The sequence below is a fragment of the Micromonospora sp. CPCC 205739 genome (assembly GCF_036906795.1).
In the GTDB taxonomy this organism is placed as follows: domain Bacteria; phylum Actinomycetota; class Actinomycetes; order Mycobacteriales; family Micromonosporaceae; genus Micromonospora.
On the sequence record NZ_JBAKHS010000006.1, the window covers coordinates 1 to 19,770 of the forward strand.

Genomic DNA, 19,770 nt, shown 5'->3' on the forward strand with positions numbered 1-19,770 from the left:
CGCGGCGATCAGCAACAACTGGTCCGCGTTCGACATGATCTTCCCGGCCGGTGACTTCGACGGCGACGGTGACCCGGACGTGCTGGCGCGCAACGCCTCGACCAAGGACCTGTGGCTGTACAAGGGCAACGGCTCCGGCGGCTTCTCCTCCGGTGCGGGTGCGATCAGCACCAACTGGTCCGCGTTCGACCGGATCTTCTCCGTCGGTGACTTCGACGGTGACGGGGACGCGGACGTGCTGGCGCGCAACGCGTCGACGAAGGATCTGCATCTGTACCGGGGCAACGGCTCGGGTGGCTTCACCTCGGGCACCGGCACGGCGGTCAGCAACAACTGGTCCGCGTTCGACCTGGTCTTCTCGGTCGGTGACTTCGACGGTGACGGGGACGGCGACGTGCTGGCCCGCAACGCCTCGACCAAGGACCTGCACCTGTACCGGGGCAACGGCTCGGGCGGCTTCGTCTCGGGCACCGGCGCGGCGATCAGCAACAACTGGTCCGCCTTCGACCGCATCTTCTGACCGCCTCCGCGGAGGGGCCACCCGGCCATCGCCGGGTGGCCCGTCCGCCGTACCCACCGGAGATGCCACATGTCGCTGTATTTGCCGGAGCCCACCGGCGTCGGCGCGCCCGTCCGGCTCGTCGAGTGCGGTGAGCCCCTGATCGACGTCGGCACGGTCGGCACCCTCGCCCGGCCGGCCCGCCCCGGCCCCGGCCCGTTCCTGCGGAGCGCCCTCGTCGACCGGCTGGTCGCCGCGCAGACCATCCTGCCGCCGGGCCTGCGGCTGACCGTGGTGGGCGGCTGGCGCCCGGCCGGTGCCGGCCCGTGCCGCGTCGGGCTGGACTCCGGGCGGGTCCGCCGGGCTGGAATGGTCGATCGGATCATCCGGCGGGCACCGGCCGAGGCCGACCCGCACCTCACCGGAGCGGCCGTCGACCTCACTCTCTGTGACGCCGCCGGGGTGGAGTTCGCCCTCGGCAGCGGCCTCTACGCCCGGCCCGAGGAGTGCGACGGCGCCTGCCACACCGCGTCGCCGCTGGTGCCGCCCGAGCCCCGGGCGCGCCGGTTGCTGCTGGTCCACGCCCTGACCACGATGAACCTCGTCAACTACCCGTCCGCCTGGTGGCACTGGTCGTACGGCGATCTGCACTGGGCGGCGGTGACCGGTTCGGCGGTCGCCCGCTACGGGCCGGTGCCGGGTCCGCTGCCGCCGACCGATCCCGCCGGGCCCGCCGTCCGTATCACCGGGTAGCCGGTCGAGGAGGGGTCATGCGGGACGTACCAGAGGTGGCGCCGACGCCGCTCGTGACGCTCTGTGGCGGGGCCGGTCCGGCCGACGCCGGGTGCCCGGAGCCGGCGGAGGCGACCCGCGAACCCGGCCCGGCCCCGGCCGACGACCGCCGCGACACCCCGTTCCTGCCCTGCTCCAGCCGCAGCCGCCGGATCTGACGCCGATCACCGGCGGGTCGGACGAGCCCGGCCACCAGGGGCGGCGGGGTGGCCGGAGATTGATCAGAATCTCCCGGCGATGGATTCGGTGATCATCCAGCGGATGTCCGACTCGGAGATCTGGTATGGAGCTGCCCGTGGTTTCCACTGCAGGACGTACAGCGTGCGGTCGCGGACCCATTCCGCCTGCTGAACGTCCTCGTCGCTACCTGTCAGGTAGAGGCGAACCTGGATGCCGCTGATACGGAGACGCTCCGGAGTGACGTCGTCCACGTGTTCCGTCAGGGTCGTGGTGTGAGGGTCACGGATGAGGCGCAGCAGCGAAGCGTCCCGCTGGTCGGACGGGAGCGACGTGTCGATGATGTCGGAGGCGAATGCCCCGTTGAAGGGCTTCTCGCGGCGCTTGGTGAAGCGATCCGCCGGCTCCAGGCTCGCAGGCGTAGGGATCGCGGTCGGGGACGTGGTCGGGTAGGACGGCGTCGCGTCGGCCGTGGGCGGGGCTGCCTGGCGCGGTGGAGGTGACCCCGGCGAAAGAACCGCCAGAGCGGTGCCGAGGCCGAGGATGACCGTGGCGGTGGTACAGGCCGTCAGCAGAACCTGTCGACGCGTGCGCTGTCGCTTGCCGCGGGCCAGCACGTCGGATGCGTCCAGCGGCGGGGTGGTGGCGGCAACGGCATCCATCGCATCGTGCAGGTTGATTTCGGGCTTCATCGGTTCTGGCTCCCTTGCCGCGCCGCGGTCCGCAGACCGTCCAACGGTGAGTCCTGGAGTTCTCGGCGCATCTTGCGCAGCGCTCTGTGGCAGGTGGCCTTGACCGTGCCGACGCGCATCTGAAGCATGTGCGCCACGTCTGCCTCGGTGCGATCGTCCAGGTAGCGCAGGACGATGACGGCCCGCTCCCGCCGGGTCAGGTGCCGCAACGCGGCCAGCAACGCCTGCCGGTCGTCGACGGCGCCGAACGCGGCGGCACCGGCCTTCTCGGGTACGGCGGCTGTCGGCGTCTCGTAGCGGCGGTGGGCTATCCGCCACCAATCCGTCACGGCGTTGGCGACCGCGGCGGCGACGTACGCGTACGGGTCGTCGCGTTCGATCCGGCCCCACCGCCGATACGCCCGGACGAGGACGCCCTGGACGATGTCTCGGGCCTGCTCGGTGTCACCGCACAGCAGGTACGCGTGTGCCACCAACCGGCCGGAGCGTGTGGCGACGAAGGCCGCGAACGACTCGTCGACATCCGGACCCGATCCGATTCCCATGATCTCCCTGACGGAGGACCCGGCCAGAAGGTTTACCGCGGCGCCGAGAATTCTCCGCAGCCGCCGGATCTGACACCGATCGCCGTACCAGCGGCGGCGGCTCAGCCCAGCCCGGCCACCACGTCCGAAGTGAGGTCCTGCACCGAGGGCAGCACCACGGCGGCGAGGGCCTGGGCGTCCGGGTCCAACGGGTACGACCCGTGCGGGATCGCCACCACCGGCATGCCGGCTGCGGCCGCGGAGCGTACTCCGTTGGAGGAGTCCTCGATCGCGACGCAGCGGGCCGGGTCGACGCCGAGCCGCTCGGCGACGGCCAGGTAGACGTCCGGCGCGGGCTTGCCCCGCGCGGTCTCCTCGGTGGAGAGGGTGACCCGGAAGGCGTCGGTGAGGTCCATGGCGGCCAGCGCCGCGGCGATCAGCCGGGTCGGCGACGAGCTGGCCAGCCCCAGCGGCCACCGCCCGGCGATCCGGCGCACCACCCGGTCGGCGTCGTCGATCAGGGGTACGTGGCGCGCGTACCGCCGGGTCATCTCCTCGACCACCTCGGCGGCGACCTGCCCGGCGTCGCGGTCGACGCCCAGCTCACCGCTGAGGTAGTCGGCCCACTCGCCGGTGCTCATCCCCATCAGCCGGCGCTGGGTGTCCGGCTGCCAGGTGCCCCCGTGGGCGGCCACGTACGCCCGCCGGACCTCCTCCCAGACCGGCTCGGAGTCCACGATCACGCCGTCCAGGTCGAACACCACCGCATCCACCGTCACCCGTCCATCCTCCCCGACCGGGGCCGGCGGCGGGGCGTCAGCTCTGCAGGGCGGGCAGCCCGATGGGGCTGTTCTCCGGGATCACCGTGTGGCAGGCGCGGGCCATCGGCTCGAGCAGTTCGCGGAGGCGGTCGGTGCGGTCCGGGCCCAGCGCCCGCCAGGGCCGGGCGGCGGCGAGGTCGGTGGCGTCCTCGACGGCCTGGAAACCGGCCCGCCCCAGCTCGGTCGCCTCACCCTCCGGGCCGAGCCAGCCGCGCTCGGCCAGCCGGCCCCGCGCCGCGTGCCACTGCTCCTCCGACCAGCCCCGGCCGAGCAGGTTCTGCAGGGGCTGGTCCACCGCGACCCGCCAGGCCAGCGCCTCCACCGGATCGAGGTCGGCGGCGACCAGCGCGGCGATGTGCCCGTCGCCCCGATGCTCGCGCAGCGTGGTGGCCGCCTGCCAGAGCCGGGCCAGGGGATATTCACCGCGCGGCAGGGCGGCGTTGGCCGCGCCGAGCACCCGGCCGGCCGGCTCGATCGCCCCGGCGGCCTCCTCCAGCAGCTCCGCCGCCTCGACCAGATGGGTCTCGGGCAGCTCGTAGGTCAGCTCGGCGAGGGCCTGCACGGCGCCGGTGAGCCGGGCCCGCAGCGCCTCCTGCGGGGTGGCCAGCCGCCAGACCGCCGGCAGCGCCCGGCTCACCATGGGCGGGGCGAAGGTGTAGAACGCCGCGATCACCGGGGCGGCGTCGGTGGGCCCCAGCGGCGCGGCCCGGCCGGCGAAGTAGCCCCGCCAGTAGCCGCGCAGCCCGACCGCCTCGTACGCGGCGCGGGCCCGGGGATGGAAGTAGGTGACCGCGTGCAGAGGTTCGACGTGCGTCCACATCAGCCGGGCGGTCCGCCCGGGGTCGTCCAGCGCCGACACGCGTACCTCCGCAATGGTGAGGGGTCACCGTGACGCGGCGGAAACCGCCCACGGTGACCCCGAACCTACTGCGGGTAGGTGACGACCGGGAAGACCTCTGTGGGCTACTGCACCGCGAGCACGTCGACGACGAAGCGCAGCGGGCCGGCCGGCGCGCCCGGGCGCTGCGGCTTGTCGCCGTACGCGAGGTCGGCCGGGATGTCCAGCTGCACCCGGCTGCCCACGGTCTGCCCCTGCAGGCCCTGGTCCCAGCCCGGGATCACGTTGCCCTGGCCGAGCATGAAGGAGAACGGCTCGGAGCGCTTCCAGGAGGCGTCGAACTCCTCGCCCGTCCGGTACGAGACCCCGACGTAGTTGACGGTGATCTGCTGGCCGCCCTGCGCGGCGGGGCCGTTGCCCCGGATCAGCGGGGTGGCCTTCAGGCCGCTCAGCTCACCCTCGCCCTTGCCGGCCTGCGGCTTGCTGCACAGCGCCCGGTCGGCGCCGTCGGGCAGGGTCGGGAAGCCGCCCGGGCAGCCGGCGGGCGAGGCGGCCGGCTTCGGGGCCTCGTCGCCGCCCCGGGTCACCACGAAGACGCCCACGATCACCGCGATGACGGCGAGGCCGGCGAGCGCCCCCAGCCAGGCCTGCCGGCGCCGCTTCGCCTCGGCGGCCTTCTGCGCCGCCAGCTGGGCGGCCAGCCGCCGCTGTGCCTTCGTCTCCGGGCCCTGGCCCGCCGACCGGTTCTGCGTACGCTCGCTCACGTCCTCGACTCCCTGCTGGTGTGGGTGACCGGCCCGTCGACCCGGTGCCGTGGCCAGCGCACACGGTACCTGGATCGATGCCGTCGGTGTCCCGTCGCCCGCCCGGTCTCCCACGCCCTGTCCGGCGACGACACGACCGGACGACTCTGATGATCTTTTCGGTCAGTTGTCCGGTTACCGTGTTGCCGCTCGATGGATCCCCCACCTATGGTCCGCTGGCATTCTCTCCTTCAAAGACGGGGGTCTTTCTTGCCCAACATCCGTGGCGTCCTCTCGGGCGTCATCGCCACGGTGGTCGCGACGACGGCGGTGTCCGGTCCCGCCAACGCGGCCCCGGCAGCGACCGCTCCCCACACCGCTCTCTCCGTCGACGGCAACCCCAACTCCTGGTGGTACCAGGGAACCCAGGTGTTCGACCAGGCCGACGGAGCCACCTTCACCGTCGGCGCGGCCGCCGGTGGCGAGCTCAACCTTCGCGCCGAGCAGGGGGGCGACAACTGGACGTGGCGCCTGGCCCCGCCGACCGGCGCGTCCTGGACCGCCGGGACGGTGTACCAGCTGGCTGGGTATCCCAGCGCCGACTACGCCCTCGCCGACGTGCAGCACGCCGGGGCGAGCTGTGACGAGGCCCCGGGCATGCTCACCGTCCGGGAAGCCACCACCGACCCGGAGACGGGTGCGTTGACCGCCTTCGCGGCGTCGTACGTCATCTCCTGCTACTCCAGCTACAACGACCTGCACGGCGAGATCCGGTGGAAGTCGTCGGTCGACTACGCCGCCGCCGCGACCGACGTCATGTCGCACAACTTCGGTGACCGGCTGGTGGGCAGCCCGCCGGTGACCCGGACGATCACGGTGACGTCGACCGGGTCGGCGGCCACCGTCTTCGGTACGGCCGGCTTCTGGTCCCCGACGACCGCCTTCTCGATCACCGACGACACCTGCTCGGGCACCACCCGGGTCCGTGGCGAGACCTGCACCATCACGATCAGCACCGCGCCGACCAAGCTGGGTGGCGACTGGACGTGGCTCCAGCTCCCCGACAACACGGTGCTCGGCAAGCGGTACGTGCAGCTCGGCGTCAACGGCCTGGATCCGCGTACGGTCGGCGTCTCCCCGGCCTCGCTCTCCTTCGGCGACCAGTACATCGCCGACCGGGGCCCGGCGAACTCCGTCACCGTGACCGGCACCAGCGCGGAGCCGACCACCTTCGGGGCGGCCACGATCACCGGCACCGACGCCTCGTCGTTCGTCGTCACCGCCGACACCTGCAAGGGCGCGACGCTGCTCAAGGGTCAGACCTGCCGGGTGGACGTCGCGCCGACGCCGGCCGGTGCGGGTACCCGCCACGCGGTCCTGGAGCTGCCGAACGACAGCCTCAGCAACCCGCGCACGGTCCCGCTGACCGTGAACGGCGTGATCGGCTCCCGTGGCACCTACTACCCGCTGTCCCCGGCGCGGATCATGGACACGCGTACCGGCAACGGTGCCGCGAAGGCGAAGCTGGGCCCGAACGGCACGGCCAACCTCCAGGTGACCGGGCGCGGCGGCGTCCCGTCCACCGGCGTGTCCGCGGTGGTGCTCAACGTGACCGTCACCGAGCCGACGGCGTCGAGCTTCCTGACGGTGTACCCGTCCGGGAAGGCGAAGCCGAACGCCTCGTCGCTGAACTTCAAGCGGGGTTGGACCCGGTCCAACTCGGTGACGGTGGCCCTGGGCTCGGGCGGGAAGGTGGCGGTCAACAACAGCTCGGGCTACACCCACGCCATCGTCGATGTGGTCGGCTTCTACGCCAGCGACAACAGCTTCGTGTCCACCAACCGTGGCGTCGGTGGGCAGTTCCTGCCGGTGGTCCCGCGACGGCTCTTCGACAGCCGGAGCGACTGGGGGCGGAAGCTGCCGGCCGACCACCAGGTGCGGCTGGCGCTGGACTACGGCTACGACGCCAACTGGCGGATGCGCGCCGCGGTTCTCAACATCACCGCGGTGTCGCCGACGTCCAACGGCTTCCTGACCGCGTGGAACGGTGAATGGCCGGAGCCGAAGACGTCCACCGTCAACTACGGGGCGAGGTCCGTCACCCCCAACCTGGCGGTCGTGCCGCTGCGGCGCTGCTACGACTGCCCGTGGAGTTCGGAGTTGCCGACCTTCGGCGTCTACACGCTGAAGGACACCCACGTGGTCGTGGACATCGTCGGTTTCATCGACGACTCCGGCCTGCGCAACGGTCTGCGCTTCAACCCGCGGACGCCGACCCGGATCGTGGACAGCCGCGTGGGCCAGGGCCTGCCGGCCAACCTCGGTGCAGGCAAGAGCGGCGTGGTCACCACGCCCGCCGCGGTGGCGACGGCCGACACGCGTGCGCTGGCGCTCAACGTCACCGCGGTTGCCCCCACCGCCAGCACCGTCCTGAAGGTGTGGCCGAACGGCATCAACGGCATCGACCGGCCGGACGCCAGCAACCTGAACGCCGCAGCCGGGGAGACGGTGGCCAACGCGGCCGTCACCCTGATCGGCCCGACCGACCGATTCAACGTCTACAACCTCTCGGGGACCACCGGGGTGGTCGCCGACGTCGTCGGCACCTTCTGGCTCTACCCGGGCACCGCCGGCACCACCGTGCGTGGCCTCACCACGGGCGCTCCGCCCGCGGAGCCCACCCCGGGCGACATGCCCAAGCCGGACATCGCGCGACGATGAGCGGCTGAACGAGGAGAGACGAACGGGCGGTGGCCGGCGACGGCCACCGCCCGTTCCGCGTCTGCGTGGCCGTGTCGATCAGGTCACCGAGCACGAGCGGGGACTTGAGTCGAGGAGCCGCCGCAATGGACCGTCCGGCGGTAGGTTCTAGGACCATGGCGATCCTCACCGATGAAGACCTGGCCCTGCTCGCCGAGCCCCAGCTGGCCCACGTGGCCACCGTCGAGCCCGACGGCACTCCCCACGTCACCCCGGTCTGGGTAGACACGGACGGCGAGCACATCCTGTTCAACACCGCTCGGGGGCGGCAGAAGTGCCACAACATCGAGCGCAACCCGATGGTGGCGGTCTCGGTGGCGGACAAGGCCAACGACTTCCGCACGCTGTGGGTGAAGGGCACCGCCGAGCTGGTCAGCGAGGGTGCCGACGAGCACATCGACCGGATGGCGAAGAAGTACCTCGGGCAGGACACCTACCCGTTCCGGCAGCCGGGCGAGGAGCGGGTGATCGTCCGGATCACCCCCACCCAGAAGCTCGGTCGCGGCTGACCGTCGGCGGGGCCCCGGCGTACCACGGCGGTGGCCCCCGGCCCCGTCGCTCAGGCGGTCTTGCGGGGTGCGGCCTTCTTCGCGGCCGCCTTCTTCGCCGGTGCCTTGGCGGCCTTCTTCTCCGCGGTCTTCTTGGCGGCGGCCTTCTTCGCCGGCTCCGCCTTCTTGGCGGCGGCCTTCTTCTCCGCCGTCTTCTTCGCCGGGGCCTTCGCGGCCTTCTTCGCCGAGCGGGCCGCGGAGATCGGCGTCGGCTCGCCCGCGCCACCGGCGGCGGGCTCCTCGCCCCGGGCCGCCCGGGCCCGCTCGACGGAGGCCTTCAGCGCGGCCATCAGGTCCACCGCGGCGGCCGGCGCGGCCTCTTCCTCCTCCGGCTGCACCACCTCCCGCCCCTCGACCTTGGCGTCGATGACCTCCTGCAACGCCGCCCGGTAGTCGTCGGTGAAGGCGTCCGGCTCGAACGTGCCGGCCATCGAGTCGATCAGGGAGCTGGCCATCGCCAGCTCCGGGGGACGGACCTTCAGGTCCTCGTCCAGGAAGCCGAAGTCGGGGGTACGCACCTCGTCGGGCCAGAGCATCGTGTTGAGCAGCAGCACACCCTCGCGGACCCGCAGGGTTGCCAGCTGCTCGCGCTGGCGCAGCGCCACCTTGACGATCGCCACCCGCTCGGAGTCGGCGAGCGCGTCCCGCAGCAGCACGTACGGCTTGGTCGCCGAGCCCTCCGGCTCCAGGAAGTACGCCTTGTTGTAGAGGATCGGGTCGACCTGCTCGGCGGGGACGAACTCCAGCACGTCGATCGCGCGCGAGCTGGTCAGCGGCAGCTCGGCGAAGTCCTCGTCGGTCAGGATCACCATCTCGCCACCGCCGAGGTCGTAGCCCTTGGCGATGTCGTCGTAGGTGACCTCCTCGCCGCAGACCTGGCAGGTGCGCTTGTAGCGGATCCGGCCGCCGTCGGCGCGGTGCACCTGGTGGAATCGGATGTCCTTCTCCTCGGTGGCCGAGTAGAGCTTGACCCCGATCGACACCAGCCCGAAGGACACCGCTCCCTTCCAGATCGCCCGCATGCCGCGCTCCTCTCCCCGGTTCTGACCAGAATCGCAAACGATCGAACGGGGCGCACGCTCTTCGCTGCGCAACTACAGTCGAAAGGTGCCCGGCGCGCCGCTGAAGCCGATGCTCGCGATGACCGGGCCGCTCCCGGTGGATGACGGCTGGGCGTACGAGTTCAAGTGGGACGGGGTCCGGGCGCTGGCCGACATCACCGGCGGCCGCCAGCACCTGTACGCCCGCAGTGGCGTGGAGATCACCGCCGCGTACCCCGAGCTGATCACCCTGGCCGAGCAGGTCGACGACGCGCTGCTCGACGGCGAGGTGGTGCTCTTCAACCAGACCGGGCAGCCGTCGTTCACCGCGCTGGCCGAGCGGATGCACGTCCGGGACCGGGCGAAGGCGGCCCGGCTCGCGGCGGCGGCCCCGGTGACGTACATGATCTTCGACCTGCTCCGGCTGGGCGGCCAGGACCTGACCGGGCGCTCCTATCGGGAGCGGCGGGCGGCGCTGGAGGCGCTCGGGCTCGGCGCGGCCCGGTGGGCGGTGCCCCCGGTCTTCGCCGACGGCGTGGCCACCTACGAGGCGGCCGGCGAGCACGGGCTGGAGGGGGTGATGGCCAAGCGGGTCGAGTCGGTCTACCGGCCCGGGGTGCGCTCGCCCGACTGGGTGAAGGTCAAGCTGGAGGTGACCGGCGACTTCGTCATCGGCGGCTGGCGGCCCGGCGCGCGGAAGATCGGCGGACTGCTGGTGGGGGTGCCTCGGCCGGACGGGCGGCTCACCTATCGGGGCCGGGTCGGCGGCGGGATCGGCGCGGCGCTGGAGCGGGAGCTGCTGCGCGAGCTGGAGCCGCTGCGCGGGGCGGCGTCGCCGTTCGCCGGTGACGTGCCGCGCGAGGATGCCCGGGGCGCAATCTGGGTAACACCCCGGGTCGTGGTCGAGGTGAAGTACGGCCAGCGCACCCCGGACGGGCGACTGCGGTTCCCCCGGGTGCTGCGGCTGCGGCCGGACAAGCCACCGGAGGAGGTCGACGATGCCGGTTGAACGGTTCCGGGTGGAGGTCGAAGGGCGGACGCTGGAGCTGTCCAACCTGGACAAGGTGCTCTATCCCGAGGCCGGGTTCACCAAGGGCGAGGTGATCGACTACTACACCCGGATCGCCCCGGTGCTCCTGCCGCACCTGGCCGACCGCGCGCTGACCCGGATCCGCTTCCCCAACGGGGTCACCGGCGGCTCGTTCTTCGAGAAGAACGCCCCGGCCGCGACCCCCGACTGGGTACGCACCGAGACGCTGCCCGCGCCCGGGTCGAGCAAGGGACGGGAGACCATCGACTACGTGGTCGCCGACGACCTGCCCACCCTGGTCTGGCTGGCCAACCTCGCCGCGCTGGAGCTGCACACGCCACAGTGGAAGGTCGGCGAGCACCCGGACATGATGGTCGTCGACCTGGACCCGGGCGCGCCGGCCGCGCTGCGGCAGTGCTGCCAGGTGGCGCTGCTGATGCGCGACCGGCTCGCCGACGACGGCATCGAGGCGTACCCGAAGACGTCGGGGAAGAAGGGCATGCAGCTCTGCTGCCCGATCGCCGGGACGCAGGACGCCGACGAGGTGTCCGCCTACGCCCGGCGGATCGCGCAGGAGCTGGAGAAGGCGCACCCCAAGCTGATCGTGTCGAAGATGGCGAAGAACCTGCGGCCGGGGAAGGTCTTCATCGACTGGAGCCAGAACAACGCGGCGAAGACGACGGTGGCGCCGTACTCGCTGCGCGCCCAGTCGGTGCCGTCGGCGTCGACCCCGCTGACCTGGGACGAGGTGGAGGCCGGGGCGGCGGGGAAGCGGCCGGCGACGAAGCCGTACACGGCGACCGAGGTGCTCAAGCGGGTGGAGAAGCAGGGGGACCTGCTGGCCCCCCTGCTCGACGGCGGCCCGAAGCTGCCGGGTGCGTGATCAGGCCGCCGGCCAGGTGGTGTACGACACCCGCGCGTTGATGTTCGCCGGCCCGCCTCCGTAGGCGTAGCAGCGCACGTTGACGATGGTGTCGTTGATGCCGGACCGGGACCAGTCCGCCACCACGCAGTACCCGTTCGGCCCCGGCCGGTGCTCGGTGCGGAAGTCGTCGACGAAGGCGGTGCCGAACGCCGTACCGGTGCCGGTGATCCGCACTTCGTACCGGCCGGCGCCGAGGTGGTAGACGGCGTCACCGCCGAATCCCGGCAGCGTCGAGTTCCAGGCCTCCCCACCGATCCCGGTGTCGGGCGCCTGCTCGCCGTAGATCACTCCGGTGTGGAAGCGCGGGGCGGTGGCGTAGCCGAGCAGGTCCACCCGATTGCCGTAGGTGACCGCGAACCGGGCGTCGACCGGGTTGCCGGCGGCGTTGCGGCACCACACGTACCACAGGTCCGGCGGGCCGACCTGGCAGTGCACGCCCGTGCTGCCCACCGCCGTCACGTGCACCATCGGGAAGGAGTAGTCGTACCGGTAGTTCATGTGGAAGCGGTAATGACCGGTGCCGAGCCGCTCGTAGCGGACCTCGCCGCCGGTGGAGTCGTACCGGTAGGTGGCCGCCAGGGTACGCAGCCCGACGGGGGCCGCCTGGTCGGTGACGAACCAGGCGAAACGGCCGTCACCGGTCCACCGGGCGTTGCTGTAGGTCGCCACGAAGCGGCTGTCCACCGGCGTGCCGGTCGCCGCGAAGCAGCGCACCTGGATCAGCAGGTCCGGCGCGACCAGGCTGCGGTACCAGCCGGCGACCGTGCAGAAGACCGGCCCGCCGCCGTACGCCACGACGTGCGCGACGCCGCCGCGGGCCGGTGCCTGCTCCAGCACCACCGTGTACGCCCCGGTGCCGGTGCGCCGGATCAGCACCCCGCCGTCGGTGTTGGTGGCGGTGTAGCCCCAGCTCGGGCGGTACTCGGCGGTGGTCGGCGCGTGCGCCCAGACCGTGGCGGTGACCGTCGGCTCGATCTCGGGCAGCGGGTCGGCCTGGGCGGGGACCGCCCCGGCCAGCGTGGTGGCGACCAGCAGGGCCGTCAGCGCGGTGAGCGCTCGGCGGGTTCGTCTCCGCATGGCGGTGGGCCTCCGTTCTGGGCGGGTCGGTTCGTCGGCGGGTCGTGCCCCGCGCCGGGAAGTCTGCCAACGCCTGTCAATGCGACGGGGGGTCCGCGGCGGCCTCCGGCACCTCGCCCGGCGGAGGTCGTCGGCGCAGCCGGTGGAAGGCGCCGACCGTCAGGGCGAGCACCACCGCGGTGACCACCACGTCACCGACCAGCGCCTCCGTCGGGGACGCCGGGGCGTAGTTCGGCACGACGTACGCGAGGGCGGCGGCGACGAGCAGACCGGCTGCCCAGGCGGCGAGGACGTGCCGCTGGTCCCAGCCGGCGCGCCGGGACCAGCGCACCACCAGCACCGCCACCGCGGCGGCGGCCAGCAGTTGCCAGCCCACCCGGGCCCAGCCGCTCAGCGGCACGGTGCTCAGGTGGGCGCCGAGCACCACCAGGCCGACCCACCCGGGGTGCGGGGCGGGGACGGCCACCCGCCGGGGCGCACGCCGCCACCGGGGCAGCAGGGCCGCTCCGACGAGCAGGAGCACGGTCAGCGCCGCGATGGTCGCCTGCACCGGGCTGAGCAGGAACCCCTTCCGGCCGGCCGAGTCGTCGCTGAAGATCATCAGGCTGCCGAGGGCGAACAGCACCACGATCACCAGCAGGCCCCACCGGCCCAGCCACGGCCGGTGCCGCCGCCGCGGTCCGACGAACGACTCCACCACTGCGATCGGCGCGCAGATGCTCAGGGCGACGTGGTTGCCGACGAAGTCGACCGCCTGCTCGGCGCTGAACCCCAACCCCGGTACCCGCGTCCCGGCGGCCCCCGCACCGGCCTCGGCGAACTCGGTGTCGGCCAGGAACGCCGGGTTGAACAGCGACTGGTCGACCAGACCGGCCTGGTACACGCCGAACGCCGCGGCGAGCAGGACGATCGCCGGCCAGCCGCCGCCGACTCGCCGGGCGGTCTCCCGGACCAGCACCGCCGCGCCCCCGTACAGCGGGGCCAGCACCACCACGACGAAGAGCGAGTCGACGGCGGTGAAACCACCCCACGAGCACTCGGCGGCCCAGGGGGCGAGGGCCAGCAGCGCCAGGACGGGCCCGATCCGCCGCCAGCGGCCCGGAGCCGGCGGTGGGTGAGCGGTGCCGACGTGCGGACCGGCGTCTGTGGACATCATTGACCTCCCGCTGCGCGGTCGGAGGAACGCGCCCCACCAACTCTGGGACCACCGCCGGTCCCGGCGATACGGCCGAGGGTCGATGCCGGGTCGACGAAGGTCGACGTCCCGGGTTCCGCCGGCGTGGCCGGTGGCGGCCTCCGGGCGTCCCGGCACGGCGGCGTCGCGCCGGGACGGGCCGGTGCCCCGGGGCGGTGGTTAGGGTGAGGCGACCCGACCGAAGGAGTGCCGTCGATGACCGGTCTGCCCGCCACCGTCACCGCGCTGGATTCACCCCTGCTGACCTGGTGCGACGACGCGACCGGCGACCGGGTCGACCTGACTGCGCAGCAGCTCGGCGCCTGGGCGGCGCGCAGTGCCGGCCTGCTCCGCGACGGCTGCGGCCTGGCCCCGGGCAGCCGTGTCGCGGTGCTGCTGCCACCGCACTGGCGTACCGCGGCGGTGCTGCTCGGTGCCTGGTCGGTCGGGCTGGCGGTGTCGTACCGGCCGCGGGCCACCGCCGGGCTGCCGGTCCTCGAACCGGGCGGGGACCTGCCGTACGACGCGGTGTTCGTGACCCCGGAACGCCTCGACGACTGGCTGGAGGACGTACCCGAGGGGACGCACCGCTACCTCGTCGGCACCGGGCCGGGGCGGCTGGACGAGGTGCCCGGCGGCTGGCTGGACTGGTCGGCCGAGGTGCTCCGGCACACCGACACGCCGCCCGACCACGCCTCGATCCGCCCGTCGGACCCGGCCAGCCCGGACGGCACCAGCTACGACGAGTGGGGGAGCATCGCCCGGGAACTGGCGGACCAGCTCGACCTGCGTGCCGGTGACCGGCTGCTGGTCGACGCGGCCGAGCACGAGCAGCCGCTGAAGTGGCTGCTCGCCCCGCTCTCCGTCGGCGTCCCGGTGGTGCTCTGCGCCAACCTGGACCGGTCGCGGCTGGACGCCCGCCTCGCCGCCGAGGAGATCACCCGGGTCCTCTGACCTGCCGGCCGGAACCGGCCCGGGCCGGGGGCGCACACCCTAGGGGCTCCCCTGGGGACGGACGCCGGCCTCAGGGTCGTACGAACCGGGTTTTCTCCGGTGGTCGGCGGTTCGGGACGGTGAAAGCCTTGCCCCCATGGTTACCCGACCCGTACGCCGCTGGCGCCAGCTCGCGGTCTGGCTGCACGTCGTCACCTCGGTGGGCTGGATGGCGCAGGCCCTGGCGATCTTCGTGCTGCTGGTGACCAGTTTGACCACGGAGAGCCGGGCGGTGGCCGTGAGCGCCACCTCGATGGCCGAACTGCTCGACGGCAGGCTGCTCGCCCCACTCGCCAACGCCTCGGCGTTCACCGGGATCATGCTCGCCGCCGCGACCCCGTGGGGGTTCGTCCGGCACTGGTGGGTGCTGGTGAAGTTCGCGATCACGCTGGTCCAGCTCCACCTCGGCATCTTCGTGCTCAGCGGAGCCCTCCAGGCGAGCGCCTCGGCGGCAGCCACCGGCGCTTCCGGGCCGGCCGTCCCGCTGGCCGTCGGCTCGGCGCTGATGGCCGGGGCGATCGCCTTCCAGGCCTGGGTGTCGGTCGCCAAGCCGTGGTCCACGACCCGCTGGATGCCGGTGGACCGTCGACGGGTCTCCGGCGAGACGGCACCTCGCTGGGTGTTCGTGGCCACCGTCGTCGGCGTCGTGGCGGACCTCGCCATCGCCGCGGTGCTCGGCAATCCCGCTCCGCTGGTCTCCGTGACGATCCTGGTGACCTGGCTGGTGCGCCGCCGCCGGGTGGCGGTGGCGGCTGCCGGCGCGACCGCCTGAGCCGCGACCGGTACGTCTCGCGATTGCCTGTCCTCCTTCCGGGCCTGTCGTCGGCGCCCCTCGACGTGGTCTGATGCCGGAAGACGACGTCATCGACCCTGGTCATGGCAACCCCGCGTCGATTCCGCACCGCTTCCATCTCTGAAAGGTGCACCGATGCACAGGAGACCGATCTTCCGACTGGCAGTCCTCACCGCCACCGCCGCCACGTTCCTGGCGTCCGGTGGCGCCTACGGCGCGGCGGCGGCAGCACCCGTGACCGTCTCCCCGGGTGTCGAGGCGTGTGAGCCGGGTGCCGACGAGCACAGCGTGGCCCGGGTCGCCGAGGGCGCCACCGCCAAAGAGCCGGAGCTGTATTCCAAGAACGAGGCGAACGCCTACGGCGTGATCAAGGATTCGCCGCGCCTGGCCAACGGCAGCGTCACCGTGCCGACGGTCTTCCACATGATCTCCGACCACCAGCTCACCGCAGCCGAGACGACCAGGTGGAACACCCTGATCGCGGCGCAGATGGAGGTGCTCAACGACTCGTTCGCCGGGCGCACCGCGGCGAACGCCGCCGACACCCCGTTCCGGTTCGACCTGGTCGACACCACGTGGACGGTGAACAGCGACTGGTACACGGTCGTGCCGGGCAAGAACGAGCGCGACATGAAGCAGGCGCTGTACACCGGCGACGCCCGCACCCTGAACGTGTACGCGGCGAACATCGGCGGCGGGCTCCTCGGCTGGGCGTACTTCCCGAAGGGTTACAACAACGGCCGCGACTACATCGACGGCGTGGTGCTGCTCGACGAGTCGATGCCGGGCGGCACGGCGGGCAAGTACGCCCTCGGTGACACGCTGACGCACGAGGTCGGGCACTGGCTGATGCTGGAGCACACCTTCGCGCACGGCTGCTCCGCTTCCGGCGACTTCGTCGCGGACACCCCGCGCGAGGCGCACCCGCAGTTCAACTGCCCGGTGGGCGCGGACACCTGCACCGCACCCGGGCTGGACCCGATCCACAACTTCATGGACTACACGCAGGACTCCTGCATGAACATGTTCACCGCAGGACAGGCGGACCGGATGAGCGACGCCTGGGTGGCGTTCCGATCCGGTGGCGGCAAGTAACCACGCTCTGCCGGGGGTTGGCGGGCCGCGCTCAGCGGCCCGCCAACCCTGTCGGACGGGCAGCGTCCCAGGCGGGGCTGCTGCGGAAGTAGGTGTCGTACAGCTCCTGCACCTCCAGCAGGCTCTGCGGCGGCACCTTGCCGTACGAAATCCGCTCCAGGTGCCGGAAGTACTCGAAGCGCTGAACGCCGGGTGTGATGACGATGAGGATGTCGGCGTCCTCGCCGGGGGCGGCGGCGAACGCGTGCGCGAGACCGGGCGGCACGATGACCAGGTCGCCGCGTTCAGCGGTGACCACCTGGTCGCCGGAGAGCAGCTGCGCGGCGCCGTCCAACAGGTAGAAGGCCTCGCTGTCGACCTGCCCTTCGCCAGCCAGGACGCGCCGGTCGATCCGCCCGAGCCGTCGGCCGCGCCCGGCCCAGGGTCGGATGATCCCGGGCCGGGCCGGATCTCGATTCAGTCGAACGCGGCGGCGAACATGCCCGGCTGGTAGGAACCGCCCCGCTGGTGCACGATCACGGCGAGCCGGTTGGCCGCGTTGATCAGGGCGACCAGGGCGACGAGCGCGGCGATCTGGTCGTCGTCGTAGTGCTTGCGCACCTGGGCCCAGGTCTCGTCGGACACGCCCTGGTGGGCGTCGGCGAGCCTGGTGCCCTCCTCGGCGAGCGCCAGCGCGGCCTGCTCGGCCTCGGTGAAGACGGTGGACTCGCGCCAGGCGGCGACCAGGTGGAGCCGGACCGCGCTCTCGCCGGCCGCTTCGGCCTCCTTGGTGTGCATGTCGATGCACCAGCCGCAGCCGTTGATCTGGCTGGCCCGCAGCGACACCAGCTCCTGAGTGGCCTTCGGCAGCGGCGACTGCTGGATGACCATGCCGGCGTTCGCGAACCGCTTGAAGAACTTCATGGCGGTCTCGTTGTCGAACATGTTGAATCGGGCGTCCATGGTTCCGTCCTCACTCGTGGTGTTCGATTGGACGAACACGAGATGCCGGCGAGCGGAGTCCTGTGACGGTGCGGCCGGGTGACGACTGCCACAGCCGGAGGTGTCACAGAACGGCCGGGTCCGGCATCTGATGGGTGACACAGTCGAGGGCGAACAGGAGTCACCCATGGTGGGCACGCCGCAGACCGCAGCCGACGACCGTCCGGACCCGGCCACCGAGGCGTTCCTGGCCCACCGCAATCTGCTCTTCACCGTCGCGTACGAGATTCTCGGCTCGGCCGCCGACGCGGAGGACGTACTCCAGGAGACCTGGCTGCGGTGGGCGGGCGTCGACCTCGGCACGGTCCGGGACCAGCGCGCGTACCTGGTCCGCGTCACCACCCGCCAGGCGCTCACCCGACTGCGGACGCTCAGCCGCCGCAAGGAGTCCTACGTCGGCCCCTGGCTGCCCGAGCCGCTGCTCACCGCTCCGGACGTCGCCGAGGACATCGCGCTGGCCGACAGCGTCTCGATGGCGATGCTGCTGGTGCTGGAGACCCTCGCGCCGACCGAACGGGCGGTGTTCGTGCTACGCGAGGTGTTCGACCTCGGCTACGACGAGATCGCCGAAGCCGTCGACAAGCACCCCGCCGCCGTACGTCAGATCGCCCACCGGGCCCGGGCGCACGTCGCGGCGCGCCGGCCCCGCCAGGTCGTCTCCGCAGCCGAGACCCGGTACGCGCTCGACGCGTTCCAGCGGGCCGTCGAAACCGGCGACCTGCAGGGCCTGCTCGACATCCTCGCGCCGGACGTCGTCCTCCTCGGCGACGGTGGCGGCGTCAAGCAGACCGTCCCGCGGCCCATCCTCGGAGCCGACAAGGTGGCCCGCCTGCTGGCCGGCGGGTGGGGCAAGGTCGCCGGCAACACGTCGTGGCGGCCAGCGCAGGTCAACGGCCACCCGGCGCTGATCGTCCAGCTTGACGGTGAGATGGACACGGTCCTGGCCGTGCGCATCGAGAGCGGCCTCATCACGGGGATCTACGCCGTACGCAATCCCGAGAAGCTGTCCCACATGGAACGGGAAACCGCCCTGAGCCGGTGAGCCGGCTGATGTCTTCCGCCGGGCGGTGCGCCGGCCGCGGTCGGGGCTTGTCAGCGCCGCCTGAGCCACGGCGGACGTCGTGTGCAGGCCGAGGTGTGATCCACCGGCAGCGCACACCGCCCGCCGCCGTCCGGCAGCGGCCGATCGCAGAAAACCCAGTGGCGTACGCCCTGCTGGTCCTCGGCCGAGACGGTCACCCCGCCCGGCTCGACGCGGGCGCTGAGCCGGGCCAGCACCCGGGCGGCGGTCCGGGCGAAGATCCGGGCGCGGAGCAGGTCGGGTGCGGTGACCGGCAGGTGGATCACCCAGCGCTCGGTCATCGGTAGCGGTGGTTCGCCGACTGGGCGCTCTGCCAGGCGCGCAGTGCGTTCTTGATCCGTACGTTCTCCTCCTGCACCGCGACCAGGGCGGTCTGCGCGGCGGTGAGTTCGTCGGCCACCCGGTGCAGGAAGGCGCGGATCTCGACGGGGTCGAGGCCGCGCCGGCGCACGTTGAAGCACCGCTCGCGGATCTGCCACGGCCGGAGGGGCTGCTTGTGGTGGGCGGCCGCCACAGGTGGTCTTTCGTCGCGCCGGCTCACCAGCCGGCGGAACAGGTCGCGCACGGGGACCGCCCTTCGTCGGGTCGCGTCGAAGTGGAGGGGGCGGCCTCCGCCGGTTGCGGTCGGCGGAGACCGCCCCGCCCTGCGGCCTTGTTCGGCACAAGGCCGCAGGGCCGCGCCGGGGGAGCGCGGAGGTTGGGGTCTCGGCGGCGATGCGAGACCGGTACGAGAGGCGCCAACCGACCGCAGCAGCACCGCATCACCGAGAGCGACGCTATCGATGCAGCATCACCTACGTCAAGTCCCTCGCCATCCTCTTCTACCGAACCACCATCACCATCAGCTATGTCACCACCATCACCTCTTTCAGCGGATGCATTGCCTACGTCGAGGGCGTGGATCAATACTGGGTGGGCCAACCGACTGCAAGGGGCCGCATCGTGCCTATCCCGCCCACCATGGACGAGCTGCTAGACGACCTGCGAGGCAAGATCAAGGACGGGACCTATCCTCCGGGCAGCCAGTTGCCCTCGGGTCGCGCGCTTGCCGACTCCTACGACGTTTCGCACTCGACCATTCAGCGTGCGATCGCGACCTTGCGGGAGCAGGGTGTGCTGGTCGGCCGCCCGGGTCGCGGCGTCTTCGTGGCGGAGGCGACGAGGCGCTGACAAGCCCGGCCGGAGGC

Annotated in this window: 24 protein-coding genes; 12 read left to right on the plus strand and 12 right to left on the minus strand. The window is 72.2% G+C overall.

The features are described from left to right. The 3 genes from V6U88_RS11615 to V6U88_RS11625 all read left to right on the plus strand — a co-directional run. Positions 1-520: FG-GAP-like repeat-containing protein (locus V6U88_RS11615; protein WP_334452378.1), on the plus strand; the 520-nt coding region annotated here is incomplete at its 5' end. A 69-nt stretch (positions 521-589) separates the two neighbouring features. Further along, a complete protein-coding gene (locus V6U88_RS11620; RefSeq protein ID WP_334452379.1) occupies positions 590-1,252 on the plus strand; it encodes a M15 family metallopeptidase in 663 nt (220 codons plus the stop codon). Positions 1,253-1,269: 17 nt separating this feature from the next. Next, the gene (locus tag V6U88_RS11625) at positions 1,270-1,449 is read left to right on the plus strand and encodes a hypothetical protein (protein WP_334452381.1); all 180 of its coding nucleotides are present in this window, start codon (positions 1,270-1,272) and stop codon (positions 1,447-1,449) included. A 63-nt stretch (positions 1,450-1,512) separates the two neighbouring features. Here the strand turns inward: V6U88_RS11625 and V6U88_RS11630 are convergent, their stop codons facing one another. The 5 genes from V6U88_RS11630 to V6U88_RS11650 form a co-directional block, all read right to left on the minus strand. Next, positions 1,513-2,160 carry a hypothetical protein gene (locus V6U88_RS11630; protein WP_334452383.1) on the minus strand — a complete coding sequence of 216 codons (648 nt, stop codon included), beginning with the start codon at positions 2,158-2,160 and terminating at the stop codon, positions 1,513-1,515. Continuing rightward, positions 2,157-2,705 (minus strand): SigE family RNA polymerase sigma factor, encoded by a 549-nt coding sequence (locus V6U88_RS11635; RefSeq protein ID WP_334452385.1) that lies wholly within the window; start codon positions 2,703-2,705, stop codon positions 2,157-2,159. The genes V6U88_RS11630 and V6U88_RS11635 overlap by 4 nt, the downstream gene beginning before the upstream one ends. Before the next feature lie 101 nt (positions 2,706-2,806). Next, positions 2,807-3,463, minus strand: a complete 657-nt coding sequence (locus V6U88_RS11640; RefSeq protein WP_334452386.1) for an HAD family hydrolase — start codon at positions 3,461-3,463, stop codon at positions 2,807-2,809. Between the two features lie 37 nt (positions 3,464-3,500). Then, the gene (locus V6U88_RS11645) at positions 3,501-4,325 is read right to left on the minus strand and encodes an SCO6745 family protein (protein WP_334452560.1); all 825 of its coding nucleotides are present in this window, start codon (positions 4,323-4,325) and stop codon (positions 3,501-3,503) included. Positions 4,326-4,468: 143 nt separating this feature from the next. Beyond that, positions 4,469-5,107, minus strand: a complete 639-nt coding sequence (locus V6U88_RS11650) for an FKBP-type peptidyl-prolyl cis-trans isomerase (protein ID WP_334452388.1) — start codon at positions 5,105-5,107, stop codon at positions 4,469-4,471. Positions 5,108-5,356: 249 nt separating this feature from the next. On the opposite strand from V6U88_RS11650, the gene V6U88_RS11655 reads away from it, so the two are divergent. Together V6U88_RS11655 and V6U88_RS11660 are read left to right on the plus strand one after the other, a co-directional pair. Beyond that, positions 5,357-7,807 (plus strand): choice-of-anchor D domain-containing protein, encoded by a 2,451-nt coding sequence (locus V6U88_RS11655; RefSeq protein ID WP_334452389.1) that lies wholly within the window; start codon positions 5,357-5,359, stop codon positions 7,805-7,807. Between the two features lie 155 nt (positions 7,808-7,962). Beyond that, entirely contained in the window at positions 7,963-8,355 is a 393-nt protein-coding gene (locus V6U88_RS11660) for a PPOX class F420-dependent oxidoreductase (RefSeq protein WP_334452391.1), read from the plus strand. 50 nt (positions 8,356-8,405) lie between these two features. Here the strand turns inward: V6U88_RS11660 and ku are convergent, their stop codons facing one another. Continuing rightward, positions 8,406-9,416 carry a non-homologous end joining protein Ku gene (gene ku, locus V6U88_RS11665; protein WP_334452393.1) on the minus strand — a complete coding sequence of 337 codons (1,011 nt, stop codon included), beginning with the start codon at positions 9,414-9,416 and terminating at the stop codon, positions 8,406-8,408. 85 nt (positions 9,417-9,501) lie between these two features. Between ku and ligD (V6U88_RS11670) the strand changes: the two genes are divergently transcribed. Continuing rightward, complete coding sequence (gene ligD, locus V6U88_RS11670; protein WP_334452394.1) at positions 9,502-10,443, plus strand: non-homologous end-joining DNA ligase; 942 nt, start codon at positions 9,502-9,504, stop codon at positions 10,441-10,443. Beyond that, positions 10,433-11,347, plus strand: coding sequence for a non-homologous end-joining DNA ligase (gene ligD, locus V6U88_RS11675; protein ID WP_334452395.1), 915 nt, complete (start codon positions 10,433-10,435; stop codon positions 11,345-11,347). The genes ligD (V6U88_RS11670) and ligD (V6U88_RS11675) overlap by 11 nt, the downstream gene beginning before the upstream one ends. Here the strand turns inward: ligD (V6U88_RS11675) and V6U88_RS11680 are convergent, their stop codons facing one another. Both V6U88_RS11680 and V6U88_RS11685 read right to left on the minus strand, forming a co-directional pair. Continuing rightward, complete coding sequence (locus V6U88_RS11680) at positions 11,348-12,466, minus strand: hypothetical protein (RefSeq protein WP_334452397.1); 1,119 nt, start codon at positions 12,464-12,466, stop codon at positions 11,348-11,350. 76 nt (positions 12,467-12,542) lie between these two features. Then, a complete protein-coding gene (locus V6U88_RS11685; RefSeq protein ID WP_334452398.1) occupies positions 12,543-13,619 on the minus strand; it encodes a hypothetical protein in 1,077 nt (358 codons plus the stop codon). A gap of 237 nt (positions 13,620-13,856) precedes the next feature. On the opposite strand from V6U88_RS11685, the gene V6U88_RS11690 reads away from it, so the two are divergent. From V6U88_RS11690 to V6U88_RS11700, 3 genes are all read left to right on the plus strand, one after another. Further along, complete coding sequence (locus V6U88_RS11690) at positions 13,857-14,594, plus strand: TIGR03089 family protein (RefSeq protein WP_334452399.1); 738 nt, start codon at positions 13,857-13,859, stop codon at positions 14,592-14,594. A 136-nt stretch (positions 14,595-14,730) separates the two neighbouring features. Then, a complete protein-coding gene (locus tag V6U88_RS11695; protein ID WP_334452400.1) occupies positions 14,731-15,405 on the plus strand; it encodes a hypothetical protein in 675 nt (224 codons plus the stop codon). Between the two features lie 156 nt (positions 15,406-15,561). Then, complete coding sequence (locus tag V6U88_RS11700) at positions 15,562-16,521, plus strand: zinc metalloprotease (protein WP_334452401.1); 960 nt, start codon at positions 15,562-15,564, stop codon at positions 16,519-16,521. Between the two features lie 31 nt (positions 16,522-16,552). On the opposite strand, the gene V6U88_RS11705 is transcribed toward V6U88_RS11700, so the two are convergent. After that, on the minus strand, positions 16,553-16,981 hold the full coding sequence (locus tag V6U88_RS11705) for a cupin domain-containing protein (protein ID WP_334452562.1): 429 nt from the start codon (positions 16,979-16,981) through the stop codon (positions 16,553-16,555). Continuing rightward, entirely contained in the window at positions 16,978-17,463 is a 486-nt protein-coding gene (locus V6U88_RS11710; protein ID WP_334452402.1) for a carboxymuconolactone decarboxylase family protein, read from the minus strand. The genes V6U88_RS11705 and V6U88_RS11710 overlap by 4 nt, the downstream gene beginning before the upstream one ends. A gap of 166 nt (positions 17,464-17,629) precedes the next feature. On the opposite strand from V6U88_RS11710, the gene V6U88_RS11715 reads away from it, so the two are divergent. After that, on the plus strand, positions 17,630-18,544 hold the full coding sequence (locus tag V6U88_RS11715) for an RNA polymerase sigma-70 factor (RefSeq protein ID WP_334452404.1): 915 nt from the start codon (positions 17,630-17,632) through the stop codon (positions 18,542-18,544). 50 nt (positions 18,545-18,594) lie between these two features. On the opposite strand, the gene V6U88_RS11720 is transcribed toward V6U88_RS11715, so the two are convergent. Further along, on the minus strand, positions 18,595-18,864 hold the full coding sequence (locus tag V6U88_RS11720) for a hypothetical protein (RefSeq protein WP_334452405.1): 270 nt from the start codon (positions 18,862-18,864) through the stop codon (positions 18,595-18,597). Further along, positions 18,861-19,127: a DivIVA domain-containing protein gene (locus V6U88_RS11725; RefSeq protein ID WP_334452563.1), complete on the minus strand. Its 267-nt coding sequence runs from the start codon at positions 19,125-19,127 to the stop codon at positions 18,861-18,863. Before V6U88_RS11725 ends, V6U88_RS11720 begins: the two co-directional genes overlap by 4 nt. A gap of 416 nt (positions 19,128-19,543) precedes the next feature. Between V6U88_RS11725 and V6U88_RS11730 the strand changes: the two genes are divergently transcribed. Then, positions 19,544-19,753 carry a winged helix-turn-helix domain-containing protein gene (locus tag V6U88_RS11730; RefSeq protein WP_334452564.1) on the plus strand — a complete coding sequence of 70 codons (210 nt, stop codon included), beginning with the start codon at positions 19,544-19,546 and terminating at the stop codon, positions 19,751-19,753. The last annotated feature ends 17 nt before the right edge of the window (positions 19,754-19,770 follow it).

Coding starts and splice junctions, on each gene's coding strand:
- V6U88_RS11620 (WP_334452379.1), top strand. CDS start 590: ATGTCGCTGTATTTGCCGGAGCCCACCGGCGTCGGCGCGCCCGTCCGG.
- V6U88_RS11625 (WP_334452381.1), top strand. CDS start 1,270: ATGCGGGACGTACCAGAGGTGGCGCCGACGCCGCTCGTGACGCTCTGT.
- V6U88_RS11630 (WP_334452383.1), bottom strand. CDS start 2,160: ATGAAGCCCGAAATCAACCTGCACGATGCGATGGATGCCGTTGCCGCC.
- V6U88_RS11635 (WP_334452385.1), bottom strand. CDS start 2,705: ATGGGAATCGGATCGGGTCCGGATGTCGACGAGTCGTTCGCGGCCTTC.
- V6U88_RS11645 (WP_334452560.1), bottom strand. CDS start 4,325: ATGTGGACGCACGTCGAACCTCTGCACGCGGTCACCTACTTCCATCCC.
- V6U88_RS11660 (WP_334452391.1), top strand. CDS start 7,963: ATGGCGATCCTCACCGATGAAGACCTGGCCCTGCTCGCCGAGCCCCAG.
- ku (WP_334452393.1), bottom strand. CDS start 9,416: ATGCGGGCGATCTGGAAGGGAGCGGTGTCCTTCGGGCTGGTGTCGATC.
- ligD (WP_334452395.1), top strand. CDS start 10,433: ATGCCGGTTGAACGGTTCCGGGTGGAGGTCGAAGGGCGGACGCTGGAG.
- V6U88_RS11680 (WP_334452397.1), bottom strand. CDS start 12,466: ATGCGGAGACGAACCCGCCGAGCGCTCACCGCGCTGACGGCCCTGCTG.
- V6U88_RS11685 (WP_334452398.1), bottom strand. CDS start 13,619: ATGTCCACAGACGCCGGTCCGCACGTCGGCACCGCTCACCCACCGCCG.
- V6U88_RS11690 (WP_334452399.1), top strand. CDS start 13,857: ATGACCGGTCTGCCCGCCACCGTCACCGCGCTGGATTCACCCCTGCTG.
- V6U88_RS11695 (WP_334452400.1), top strand. CDS start 14,731: ATGGTTACCCGACCCGTACGCCGCTGGCGCCAGCTCGCGGTCTGGCTG.
- V6U88_RS11700 (WP_334452401.1), top strand. CDS start 15,562: ATGCACAGGAGACCGATCTTCCGACTGGCAGTCCTCACCGCCACCGCC.
- V6U88_RS11710 (WP_334452402.1), bottom strand. CDS start 17,463: ATGGACGCCCGATTCAACATGTTCGACAACGAGACCGCCATGAAGTTC.
- V6U88_RS11715 (WP_334452404.1), top strand. CDS start 17,630: ATGGTGGGCACGCCGCAGACCGCAGCCGACGACCGTCCGGACCCGGCC.
- V6U88_RS11720 (WP_334452405.1), bottom strand. CDS start 18,864: ATGACCGAGCGCTGGGTGATCCACCTGCCGGTCACCGCACCCGACCTG.
- V6U88_RS11730 (WP_334452564.1), top strand. CDS start 19,544: ATGGACGAGCTGCTAGACGACCTGCGAGGCAAGATCAAGGACGGGACC.